The sequence below is a fragment of the Zoogloea oryzae genome, assembly GCF_030161255.1.
In the GTDB taxonomy this organism is placed as follows: domain Bacteria; phylum Pseudomonadota; class Gammaproteobacteria; order Burkholderiales; family Rhodocyclaceae; genus Zoogloea; species Zoogloea oryzae.
Window position 1 is genome coordinate 20,616 of record NZ_BSPX01000031.1, and the last position, 11,861, is coordinate 32,476.

At 66.1% G+C, this 11,861-nt stretch carries 10 protein-coding genes and 1 tRNA gene; 2 read left to right on the plus strand and 9 right to left on the minus strand.

Annotated features, from left to right (window positions below; genetic code table 11):
* Positions 1-2 precede the first annotated feature (2 nt).
* The 9 genes from QQK25_RS11505 to QQK25_RS11545 form a co-directional block, all read right to left on the minus strand.
* Positions 3-971, minus strand: a complete 969-nt coding sequence (locus QQK25_RS11505; protein WP_284188059.1) for a hypothetical protein — start codon at positions 969-971, stop codon at positions 3-5.
* Positions 968-3,499, minus strand: a complete 2,532-nt coding sequence (gene mutS, locus QQK25_RS11510; protein WP_438696436.1) for a DNA mismatch repair protein MutS — start codon at positions 3,497-3,499, stop codon at positions 968-970. Before mutS ends, QQK25_RS11505 begins: the two co-directional genes overlap by 4 nt.
* 481 nt (positions 3,500-3,980) lie before the next feature.
* Positions 3,981-4,691 (minus strand): polysaccharide deacetylase family protein, encoded by a 711-nt coding sequence (locus QQK25_RS11515; protein ID WP_284188060.1) that lies wholly within the window; start codon positions 4,689-4,691, stop codon positions 3,981-3,983.
* A 322-nt stretch (positions 4,692-5,013) separates the two neighbouring features.
* Entirely contained in the window at positions 5,014-6,111 is a 1,098-nt protein-coding gene (locus QQK25_RS11520; RefSeq protein ID WP_284188061.1) for an FUSC family protein, read from the minus strand.
* A 458-nt stretch (positions 6,112-6,569) separates the two neighbouring features.
* Positions 6,570-6,646 (minus strand) — tRNA-Pro (locus QQK25_RS11525).
* Positions 6,647-6,732: 86 nt separating this feature from the next.
* A complete protein-coding gene (locus QQK25_RS11530) occupies positions 6,733-7,152 on the minus strand; it encodes a hypothetical protein (RefSeq protein WP_284188062.1) in 420 nt (139 codons plus the stop codon).
* The gene (locus QQK25_RS11535; RefSeq protein ID WP_284188063.1) at positions 7,149-8,699 is read right to left on the minus strand and encodes a hypothetical protein; all 1,551 of its coding nucleotides are present in this window, start codon (positions 8,697-8,699) and stop codon (positions 7,149-7,151) included. Before QQK25_RS11535 ends, QQK25_RS11530 begins: the two co-directional genes overlap by 4 nt.
* 6 nt (positions 8,700-8,705) lie before the next feature.
* Positions 8,706-9,881, minus strand: coding sequence for a hypothetical protein (locus tag QQK25_RS11540; protein WP_284188064.1), 1,176 nt, complete (start codon positions 9,879-9,881; stop codon positions 8,706-8,708).
* A 513-nt stretch (positions 9,882-10,394) separates the two neighbouring features.
* Positions 10,395-11,024, minus strand: coding sequence for an SAM-dependent methyltransferase (locus QQK25_RS11545; protein ID WP_284188065.1), 630 nt, complete (start codon positions 11,022-11,024; stop codon positions 10,395-10,397).
* 191 nt (positions 11,025-11,215) lie between these two features.
* On the opposite strand from QQK25_RS11545, the gene QQK25_RS11550 reads away from it, so the two are divergent.
* Both QQK25_RS11550 and QQK25_RS11555 read left to right on the plus strand, forming a co-directional pair.
* Positions 11,216-11,596 (plus strand): rhodanese-like domain-containing protein, encoded by a 381-nt coding sequence (locus QQK25_RS11550; protein WP_284188066.1) that lies wholly within the window; start codon positions 11,216-11,218, stop codon positions 11,594-11,596.
* Positions 11,597-11,623: 27 nt separating this feature from the next.
* Positions 11,624-11,851, plus strand: a complete 228-nt coding sequence (locus QQK25_RS11555) for a hypothetical protein (RefSeq protein WP_284188067.1) — start codon at positions 11,624-11,626, stop codon at positions 11,849-11,851.
* Positions 11,852-11,861 lie beyond the last annotated feature (10 nt).

Genomic DNA, 11,861 nt, shown 5'->3' on the forward strand with positions numbered 1-11,861 from the left:
TCTCAATTACCCGCGCCCGGCGAATAGTGCCGGGAGTCGAAGCGGAACAGCGGCTTCGATCCCGGCGTCACGCCCACCTTCACCCAGCCCATGAAGGGTGAGCCGAAGGTTTCCACGCGGGTGAAGTTCTCCACCAGCGCACCGCTGGCCGGGTCGGCCAGGGGCTGGTTGATGCGATGCACGTGGGTGTCGCCGTGCACGAACAGCACCTCGCCGGAAAAGCTGCGGGTTTCGGTGAGGAGCTGATCCAGCAGCTGCCGGTAGGCCCGGTTGGGCCGGCCGGCGCTGAAGTCCTCCAGATCCGGGTTGCCCTGCTGGATCAACACCAGGCCTTCGAGCTTCTTTTCCCGCGCCAGCCGGAAGGCTTCCGCCACCCAGGCCTTGACCGCCGCCGAGCGCTGCACGAACTCTTCCGACGGGCCCGCGCCGCGGCCCACATTGTTGTCGCTGCCCGGCACGTTGAGGGTGGCGAAGAGCACCGGGCCCTTCTGCCAGCGCTGGTGCTCGATCCATTTGCCAAAGGCCGGATCATCCGCCTGGCTCTCGACGGGCATCGGGTTGCGGCCAAGGCTCTTGCGCGGATCGGCAAAGAAGAGCTGACGCAGCCGCGCAAGGCGTTCGACCGGATCGTAGCCACCGGCGGCGCGGCGGTTGCAGTCGGTCCATTCGTTGTCGCCGGGCACGAACACGAAGGGGTGGTGGCTGGTCTGGAAATCCGCCAGCCGGGCCGCGTACAGCGTGTCGTCGCAGCGCTCGCTGCTGGCCTTGATGTCGCCCACGTGGGCCACGAAGGCCAGCGGCTCGGCGTCCATCTGGGCGATGAGCAGCGGCAGGTGGCGGCGCTCGAAGCCGTTGTAGGGCGTGTCGCCAAAAAGGCCGAAGGCAAAGCCCTCAGCGGCCATCGCCGTGCTGCCCGCAAGGGCAAGGGCCAGGCCGGCAAGCAGGTGGCGGAGCAGGGCGGGGCGCATCATCCGGCGCCCAGGCGCTTGAGTTCGTACAGGGCTTCGAGGGCTTCCCGCGGGGTGAGGGCGTCCGGGTCGATGTCGGCCAGGGCGCCGAGCACCGGGTGCGACATGGTCTCGGGCTCGTCGGGCGGCAGGCTGGCGAACAGGTCGGCCTGGGGGCCGCCGCTGATCTCGCGGTTTTCCAGGGCGCGCAGGCGGCGCTTGGCGTCGCGCACCACGGCGCCGGGGATGCCGGCCAGGGCCGCCACCTCGATCCCGTAGCTCTGGCTGGCCGGGCCTTCTTCCAGCGCGTGCAGGAAGACGATGCCGTGGTTGTGCTCGACCGCATCCAGGTGCACGTTGGCGCACTCGGGGTAATCCTGGGCGAGGCGGGTCAGCTCGAAGTAATGGGTGGCGAAGAGCGTCCAGCAGCGGTTCTTCTCGAGCAGGTGACGGGCGATGGCCACGGCCAGCGCCACGCCGTCGAAGGTGGACGTGCCGCGGCCGATCTCGTCCATCAGCACCAGGCTCTGGTCGGTGGCGCCGTGGAGGATGCTGGCGGCCTCGGTCATCTCGACCATGAAGGTGGATCGGCCTGAGGCGAGGTCGTCCGACGCGCCGATGCGGGTGAAGATGGCGTCCACCGGCCCGATGCGCGCGGCGCTTGCCGGCACGAAGCAGCCCACATGGGCGAGCAGCACGATGAGCGCGACCTGCCGCATGGTGGTGGATTTACCGCCCATGTTGGGGCCGGTGATGAGCAGCATTCGACGCGTCGGATCGAGCCGGCAGTCGTTGGCGATGAAGTTTTCCACCTGCCGTTCGACCACCGGATGCCGGCCGGCGACAATCTCGATGCCCGGCTGATCCGAGAACTGCGGCTGGGCGTAGCCGTAGCGGGCGGCGGCCTCGGCGAAGGCCGAGAGGCCGTCCAGCACCGCGCAGGCGCGGGCGATGCGCTGGAAGCGCGGGATGTCGGCGGCGAGCTTGTCGAGCACCTCTTCGTAGAGCAGCTTCTCGCGGGTGAGGGCGCGCTCCTGGGCGGAGAGCGCCTTGTCTTCGAAGGCTTTGAGCTCGGGCGTGATGAAGCGCTCGGCGTTCTTCAGGGTCTGGCGGCGGCGGTAGTCGTCGGGCAGCTCGATCTTGGCGGCGTTGGCGGCGGAGATCTCGATGTAGAAGCCATGAACACGGTTGAACTCCACCTTGAGGTTGGGCACGCCGGTGCGTTCGCGCTCGCGGGCTTCGAGTTCAAGCAGGAAGGCGCCGCAGTTGGTCTGGATGCCGCGCAGTTCGTCGAGATCGGCGTCGAAGCCTTCGGCGATCACGCCGCCGTCGCGCAGCACCGTGGACGGTTCGGGCGCGATGGCGGCGACGAGCAGGTTCAGCGACTCATCCGGCGTGGCGAGCTCTTCCATCATCCGTTGGAGCAGCGGCGCCTGGGGCGTGCCGAGGGCGGCGCGGAGTTCGGCGAGGCGACCGAGGCTGTCGCGCAGGGCCGAAAGATCCCGCGGGCGGGCACTGCGCAGGGCCACGCGAGCGGTGATCCGCTCCACGTCCGATACGCCGCGCAGCACGCGACGGGTGATCTCGGCCGGGCCTTCGCCCAACTCGGCCACGGCGGCGTGACGATGGGCGGCGATGGCGCGGTCGCGTAGCGGGTGGTGCAGCGCGTGACGCAGCCAGCGCGAGCCCATGCTGGTGGCGCAGGTGTCGAGGAGCGACAGCAGGGTGGGCGCGGCCTCGCCCCGCAGGGTCTCGGTGAGCTCCAGGTTGCGCCGGGTGGCGGCGTCGAGGCGCAGGTAGGCCGAATCGCGCTCGGCGGTGAGCGCGGTGATGTGGGCCAGGGCCTGGCGTTGGGTGGCGCGAGCGTAGTCGAACAGCGCGGCGGCGGCGGCCAGCGCCACGGGCATCTCGTCGGCGCCAAAGCCAGCCAGATCGCGGGTGCCGAAGTGGGCGGTGAGCAGGCGGCGGGCGGTCTCGGCGTCGAACTGCCAGTCGGCCAGCCGGCGCAGGCTGGGGGCGAGCTGATCCAGCAGCGGCAGACGCAGGCCGTCGGGGATCAGCACCTCGGCCGGGCGCAGGCGTTCGAACTGGGCGGCCAGCTGGGGCGCATCGCATTCGAGCACCCGGAAGTCGCCATTGGCGAGGTTGAGCCAGGCCAGCCCCAGCACGCCCCGGTGCAGATTCACCGCCAGCAGCGGCGCGTCGGCCTTGTCGTCGAGCAGCGCGGCGTCGGTGAGCGTGCCGGGCGTGACGATGCGCGACACCGCGCGCTCCATCGGGCCTTTGGTGGCGCCCGGGTCGCCCACCTGCTCGGCGATCACCACGGATTCGCCCAGCTTGACGAGCCGCGCGAGGTATTGCTCGACCGCATGATGCGGCACGCCAGCCATCTTGATCGGCTGCCCGGCGGACGCGCCCCGCGTGGTGAGGGTGATGTCCATCAGGCGCGCGGCCTTCTCGGCGTCTTCAAAGAACAGCTCGTAGAAGTCACCCATCCGGTAGAAGAGCAGCGTGTCCGGGTGGTCCCTTTTAATGCGAAGGTACTGCTGCATCATCGGGGTATGACCGCTTATCTCGTCGTCCGTGAGGCCCTGAATTTTCTCGGTTTTCTTGCTCAAGCCGTTGATCCTGCTTACGAAACTGTGTCGGTGGTGCGGCGGCCCTGGCGGGGTGTGCGGTGGGCTGCGGCGTGGTCAGAAAGTGACGCCATGACCCGTCTGCATGCGCGGATGGCCGTGCTGCCTGTACCTGGGAAAGTCCTTGTTCTCGACGACCATCCGGGCCAGCGGGGGCGCGGTGTGCTTCGCGGATCGACCGTCATGGAAGCCCGGTTGATGGGGGCTGGCGGCGGGTGAAGATCGGGCGCTGGCCGGTGGTGTCGGTTTCGGCCGCGATTGTCGCATGGGCGGGGTGGATACGTCGCCGGGATGCGGGTGAGGATAGCGCTGGAGGGGGGCTGGCTGGGGCGCGGGCGATGCTGCGCCCGGTCGATGACGGGCAGGACGCCGGTCCGGGCGCCAGCCTCAGCCGGGCTTACGCGCCGGCGCTTGACGGCCCCATTCCGTGTTCGCCAATCCGTCGATCCTGAAGCGTCGTTTCCGGGCGCTTGCCGCGCCGGATCGGTGCCGACCGGGGCGTGTTCTTGGTGAGGAGCTTCCACAGCACGCCGAACGCGGTGTTGCCTTGCGACACGGGTTTGCGGGGCAGGGAGAGCAGGTCGTCCTCGGGGGTGGCGATGGCGCGCAGGCAGGTCGTGCCCGTGACGTAGCCCGCATCGGCGGCCGCTTCGACGGCGCGGATGTCGTGGCTGCCGTAGGGATAGCAGAAATGGTCGACGCGGGTGCCCAGCACGTCCTCGAGCATCCGCTTGCTGATCGATATTTCCTCGACGACCGCCTGGGTCTTGAGGCTGGCGAGCCTGGGGTGGCTGAGGGTGTGGGAGCCGATGGTGAAGCCCATCGACTGCACCTCCCGGAGCTGCGCGGCCGTCATCAGCGGGGCCGGTGTCAAACCCTCGGGAGCGACCCACTGCGACGTTTCGCCCAGCATGCCGGCAACGGCATAGACGACGGCGGGGTAGCCGTGCCGGTCGAGGATCGGGGCCGCGTACTCGAGGAAATCCACGTAGCCATCGTCGAAGGTGAGCACGACCGGGCGCGGCGGCAGCACGGTCTCGCCGCGCAGGCCCGCGGCCGCTTGGTCGAGGCTGATCACCGCGTAACCGGCGCGGCTCAGCATCCGCATTTGTGATTCGAATCGCGTCACGTGGCAATACTGGCCGCGGTGGCTGGGCATGCGCTGGGGAAAATCTCCGACGCGGTGATACGTCAGTATGTTGATCCGGGTCATGACTCGGTGTTTCTCGTGGGGAATGGGCGTTCTGGGCGGTGTAGCCCTGCTTTATCAGACTGCAACACGAGATTCTGCTGGGCGCGCCTTACACGCCTTTGAAGAAAACCTTTCGGCAAGCTTGCGGGAGCGTCAGAACTTGTCCGTCGATTGGACCGGGCGCCGTTGCGGCCGGTTCAGCGGTGCGCGCTGGCCACGGGGATTGGCCCGTGAGACCTCACTGCGGATTGGGTCGGACGCCCAGCAGGCGCCGGATGGGCTTGCCGATGGCGCTTCGGGCGCGTGGATCGTGCAGGCACACGCCCCCGGCGAGCCCGACCGCGCAGCCCAGCAGCGTATCGAGGAAGCGCGCCTGCACCAGCGAGCCCGGATCGAGCTGGCCCAGGTTGCCGGCTTCGGCCAGCAACAGGGTGAGCGGGGTGATGAAGATCGCCGCAAAGCCGTAATGGCGCACCACTGCGGTCTCGATGATGAAGGCTAGCAGGGTGATCGTCACTGCGATGCTCCACTTCTCCAGCGGCAGCGACAGCAGCGCCCACGACAGCACCAGCCCGATGGCGGTGCCCAGCAGGCGCTGGAGCTGCTTCTCCCACACCGCCCGGAGCGACATGCCCTGGATCACCGCAAGACAGCTGATCGGCACCCAGTAGGCGTTTTCCATCTGCAGCAGCTGGGCGAGGGCGAGGGACAAGCCCACCGCCAGACCGATCACCAGCGAATCGAAGACCACGAAATCGAAGGTGGCGTGCGGGATCGGCTCGATCGGCTTTGGCGCGCGCCGGCTGAGGATGAACAGGCTGTAGAAGAAGGCGATCAGGCAGGCCAGCAGGCTGCCCATGGCGATCAGACCGACCTTCTGGGGGATCTGCAGGATGTCGCCCGGCGAATAGGCCCCGATGGCCGCCGCCATGATGAAGAACAGGCTGCCCGGCACGCCCACCCGGTAAAAGCGGCACACCATCGTCACCAGGATGGCGATGAAGGTGAGTACCGGCGTCATCACCGCCGGCAGCAGGTGGCTCATCACCCCCAGGGCGTAGCAGGCGATCATCCCGAAGGCCGTGGCCATCAACGACACCATGCGGTGGGCCATGGGGGTTTCCGGCAGGTACAGGAACACCAGCCCGCCCAGGGACGAGATCAGTCCGTATTCCAGATGCCCGAAAAACGCGCCCACGAAAAGCGGCAGCCCGTTGGCCAGCGCTGCGGCAAAGGGCATCTGCCACGGCCGGTCGCTGGGCTTGATGGTGACAAGCTGGCGCAGTTCGTCACGGACGATGTCGATGGCGCGGCGGCGGGGTGCCGGTGGGGTCATGGTCGGGGGTGATCTGCGGGAAGCGAGGAACAAGGGTAACGCGCTTCGGGCAGATGGTCACGGGCAAAGCGTGGCCTGCACGGCAGAGGTACAAAAAACGGCCGAGATGCAGCTCATCCACCTTAAAAGTAAGGATTCTGCAGGGCGGGAGATTGTTTTATTGCCGCTGAAGTCAGTTTGGCACTGTCGAACGTCGATATTCGTCACCAAACTCAATCTCGCTCGCGACGAACGCAGTTTGGCGGCGGCGAAGTGTGTTTGGCGTCACCAAACAACGTCCTTTGCGGGACGAAGTGTGCTTGCCAGCGCCGAACGTCGTCCGGTGGTGCCGAAGATACTTCGGCGAGGTCGAATCGAAGTGCGGAGGCGTTGAAGCAGGTTTGGACGGGAGGAGGGGAGATCGGCGGCACAAAGCAAAAAGGCCAGTCCGAAGACTGACCTTTTTTGCTTGATTCTTTTGGTCGGGGCGGCGGGATTCGAACTCGCGACCCCTTGCACCCCATGCAAGTGCGCTACCAGGCTGCGCTACGCCCCGACAAGCTGCGCATTATAGACATCGATAATCACTTTGCCAAGTACTCATTAGCAAAATTCGAGAACCAAGCGCGTGCGGATGAAGGATCACACCACCAGCGTGCCGACGTACTCACCGTTCGGCCCGTACACCACACCGGCGCGAACGTCGGCGGGGTTGGGGTAGCCGGGGAGAACGGCCGGCGGCGTGCCGACGTTGAGCGTGACGGTTGCGGGGGCACCGACCGCGACGCCATCCACGTACAGCTGATAGCGGAAGGAGCCGGAGGGGCCGGTGTAGGTGAAGCCGCCATCCTCGCCGATATCGAGCGTTCCGCCGCTTGGCCAGGTGGTGACCTGTGCGCGGATTTCCTTGCCGGCGTCAGCGGGGAGGGCGATGTCGTTGTAGAGGATGGACGGGCCGTTGTCGCCGCTTGAGGGGATGGTCTCGGCTGGCACGCCAAGTCCCGGCGCGCCGACGACGACAGCGCCGGCAATCAGCGGATTGGTGTCGATGCGGATGCTCATGCTGCGGTGATCGGCCCGGTGATTCCGATGCCGCCTCCTGCTGTCTTGAGAGCGAGGTGATATTGGGTGCCGGCGACGATCGAGGCGTGGGTGACGCTGGCGAGGATGCCGGTGCTGCCCGTCGTCAGGCTGGCGACCGTTGCGACCGCGGTGAAATCCGATGCCCGGAGGACCGTCGCGATGATGCCGGTCAGGTTGGCTTGAACCGCGCCGGCGTTGTTCTTGAGCGGATCAACCACCGAGAGCCGGCCACCTGCTGCGGCAGCGGCAAGCGTCACGGTTTTCGAGAGGGCTGCCGAGCGGTTGCCTGCGGCGTCGTAGGCCCGGACCTCAAACGTGTCGGTGGCAGCGGGTGTCCGGCCGGTAATGTTCGCACTCGTCCCGGTGCCGGAGGATGTCCAGCTTGAGGCGGCGTTGATCCGGTATTCGTAGCCGGTGACGGCGACGTTGTCGGTTGCTGCTGGCCAGCTCGCGGTGTAGCTGGTGGAGCCAAGGCTGCTGATGGTGATGGCTCCGGCAAGCGTCGGCGCCGTGGTGTCGGCCGGCGGGGTGGCTGCGGTCGTGAAGCTGCGGGCGGCCGACCAGGCGCTGGCGCCGGAACCGTTGGTGGCGCGGACCTCGAGGCTGTAGGTGGTGCCCGCGGTGAGGCCGGAAAGCGTGGCAGGCGAAGCGCCGAGGGCCGCAGCCGTGCCGCCATTGAGGCGATATTCGTAAGCGGTGGCATCCGACGCGCTGTAGCTGTACGCAACGCTGGCGCTGGTCGTTGCCGGGGTGACGGTGGCAATTGTCACCACGCCGGCAGGGGGCGTGACGACAGCGCCGCTGCCCGTGACGAGCGCGAAGGCGTTGCCGGCGCCGATGCTGGTGTGAAGGCCGGAGATCTCGGCGGCTGTCAGTTTCTTGTCGAAAAACGCCATCCAGACAAAATCACCCGCCCACGAGGTGGACATGTTTCGCGCAAAGCCGTTGATGTGCATCCGGTCAGCGGGTTTGTTGGACATGGCGACGCCGGTGTCGACGCCATCCATGAACAGCGCGCCATTGAGGGCTGTCCATCCGCCGGCGCTCCATTGCTGGACGGCGAAGGAGTGCCACTGGTTGTCGCCAGCGATGTTGCGGGTCGGGCTGATTTCGGTGAGCGCGCTGCTCAGGTTGCCGTCGTTGAGACCCACGTTGCCGGTGGTCTGGCTGAAGCCGACCATCATCGCGTTGGAGGCCAGCGTGCTGCCAGGCAGGCGGATGGGTTGCGAGCCGTTGCCGCCGTAGCCCGTCATCTTGCTGACGACGATGAACAGGGTGCCTTCGTGGGCAACCTGGGTGGCGATCGAGAAGTCGGTGAAGCTGAAACCTCTCGAATCGGTGCCCGATCCGGTGCAGCGGATGCCCTTGCCGATGGGTGTGTCCACCGAGCCGGAAACGCCGGCATCGAGGGTGAAGGTGACACCCGTGCGGACCAAATCCACGAGGGTGCCCGTCGCGGGATCAACGCCGATCAGCACCTTTACGCGCGATGCCAGCGGGTGGGAAGCATTCAGAGCCAGAGCCATGTCAGATTAAATCCTCAGTCCGAAAACCTTTTCGCCTGCGCCCATCCGGTTCGTGATGAAAATGGCGCAGTTGTGGGTGGCCGACCAGGCAGCCTTGAGTTCGTAGTGATCCACCGTTCTGCTGGTGGTGATGCCAAGCCGGTGGCCGGTGTCGGTGACGGTAGGCGTGGCCTTGTTCCAGTCGAGGATGAACGCGCCGATCTGGCCCGTGCCGGTCTGCTGCGCACCGAAAACAATCCGCCCGTCGGGCATCGGCGCCGACCAGCAGTTGGACACATCCCAGCCGGCAAGGGCAGGGAAGGCCGACACCATCAGCACCCGGGATGCGGCAAGATCGTCCAGGGGATGAACGGAACCGAGGTAGCTGCCCGGCGTGTCGTAGTAGCCGCCGATCTGCACGATGTTGCGTCCGATCAGATGCGCGAAGTGCTGGATGAGCGGCGGCACCTTGCCAGAGTAGTTGCCTACGGTGCGGGTGGTGCCGTCCTCCGACAGGTGCCAGATGTAGGCGTCGTTCACCCGGTACCAGCCGTCGCCGGGGACGCGGGTGGATGCGGTACCCGTGCCCGCTCGGTTGTACGCCGTGATCGCGGGCGAATCCTGCTTGCGCCATTTTCCGGTGACGGTGTTGTAGTACCAGAAAGGGCATTTGCGGGATTCGATGTCGATGGCCGGCGCATCGTAGGGCGGCGTCCACAGGGCGTGGTCGTAGGCATCGTAGGCAACCCCGACCTCTTTGGTTGTCGCGTCGAACCACAGGGTTCGAAACGCATGCATGCCCCACGGGCGGCTGTTGGCGGCATCGGCATAGAGAAAACCGTCGGCGCTGATGTGATACGCGCCGGGGCACGGATCTGGCGCGTACTGGCGCTTGAGGAGGCCATCCCGGGCATCCCAGCAATACACCGCGTTGCGGGTCTGGGCGGTGCCGTGGGTTTCGGCACCGAAGATCCACAGCCGCTGCCGGCCCTCGTCCCAGGCACTGCCAGCGTGGCCGGAAGCGTCGTAGATGGGGAGGTCAGGCAGGGTGGTGAGCAACTGGAAGCCGGTGCCGGACCAACCGGCAAGCAACTGGGCAACCGTGCCACCCGTTGCGTCCGGTGCAGCGACCGACAAGGATCGGCCGGCATTGATCGACTGGCCGGCGGGCACGGTGTAGGTGTCGTTAACTGGCGTTGCCATGGGTGTGGAAGCATTCCTCGAATGGGCTTCCGGCCATTGTAGCGGAGCCGTCGCTAGTCTGATTGGGTAGTCCAGACGGATTTATCGAGTCGATGTCGATCAGGCAGTGTCCACAAAATCGCGCCCGGTCATGCCACGCAAGGGTGTTGGCACTTCCGAGCGATTCGTTTTCCAGTTATCGGGGGAGCCTCTGGTCCGACGAGTGGAGCACCCGGGCCGACAATCGTTGGTTTCTGGCGGTGTGGCCGAGGATTGAAGACGCCGGGTTTACTTTGGGCGGTGGGATGAGTGGGTACGTCATGGGGCGTGCCGAGGGGGGCGTATCCACACAATTCTTTAGTTCTGAAAACAGTAATTTTCAGAACATATGAAATGGAGGGTTGAAACCCGTGTTTGCCGCGGCGTACGCCTATCCAACGAATCCACGCATCGCCTCGGAAAACTCCGGTAACCGTGCCGATAGTTTTTTGGATGGACGCCGAGCGATACAACTGCTCGGCGCCACCGCGGACTTCAGCCCGGCTTTCGGGCCACCATGCCGATCAGCGCCGAGCGGCCCTTGTGGCCGGCGCCTTCGGTGATGTCTTCCTCGTAGCTTGCCAGTTCCTCGATCGTCCAGTCGGCGAAGGCCGCGCGGAGAATTTCTTCGGTGTAGAGATTCTCGACCGCCGACGGGCCGCCGGTGCGGTATTCGAGCTGCTTCGGCGTGTAGCCCTGCAGCAGGATGCAGCCGCCGGGCGCGGTGAGCGCCTTCATCGTTTCAAACTGACGCTCCCGCCATTCGGGTCCGACAAACTGGATGAAGACGCCGATCACCCAGTCAAAGCGCCCCTGCATCGCCTCTGGCGGCCAGCCCGGCGCCAGCATGTCGGCCTGGATGAAATCCACGCTCACCTTTCGACCGGCGGCCAGGCGGCGGGCTTTTTCGATGGCAACGGCGGAGATCTCGATGGCAGTGACGTCCAGCCCCTGTTCGGCCAGCCATACGGAATTCCGTCCTTCACCGTCGGCTACCGACAGCGCCGTCCGCCCGCCTTCGAGCAGGCCCTGGCGGCGGGCCAGAAAGCGGTTTGGTTCGGTTCCGAAGAGGTATTCCTCGCCGGCCTCCCGGTAGCGCGTGCTCCAGATGCTTTCCTGACTCATGGCTTGTCTCCTTGATTGGGTGTCGTTGTCACGCACGGGCGGGTTTCCAGAAGAGACGGATCAATCCGTACTTCGTTCAAAACGCGGACCGGATGTTCCTGCCGGAAGCTCGCCGCCTTGAAAATTAGAGAAGTCTAATATAATGAGCATCCCGCGCTTGCCGCGCATCGTCCATTGAGGAGAAACCCCGTATGAAGTCTGCCCACGATCTCGTTCTTGCCGCCAAAAGCCGCATTCAGGAAGTTCCTCTTGCCGACGCCGAACAGGCCATCCGTGACGCCCAGGTGCTGATCGATGTACGCGAGGCCGACGAGTACGCGGCAGGCCACATTCCTGGCGCCATCCACATCTCCCGCGGCGTGCTGGAGTTTCGCATGAGCGGCGCGCCCGAACTCGCCGCCCGGGATCAAGCCATCGTGCTCTATTGCAAGACCAGCGGCCGCGCCGCCCTTGCCGCCGCTGCGCTGCAGGAGATGGGTTATCTCCAGGTGCGGTCCATCACCGGCGGATTCGACGCCTGGGTTGCAGCCGGCAAGCCGGTCGCGAAGCCCGCCATGCCGTCTTTCGACTGATTCAAGCGTCCGCCCGGCGCGTAAATCTTGCGCGCCGTCAATTTTTCCGCACGAAGATCATTCCTTTTACCCTGGGCCTTGCAGATCCACGGTGCGGCCACCTTGCTGGCGCTGACCGGGTATGGGCTGTACTGCCTGGCCGACGAGGAGTGGCGGGCAATCGCCAGCTGGGCGCACATCGCGCTGGGCTTCGCGCTGGCAGCGCGGGTGGTGCATGTGATCCGGGCGCGCCGGCTGCGTCGCATTCCCGCCTGAGGCCCTGTCC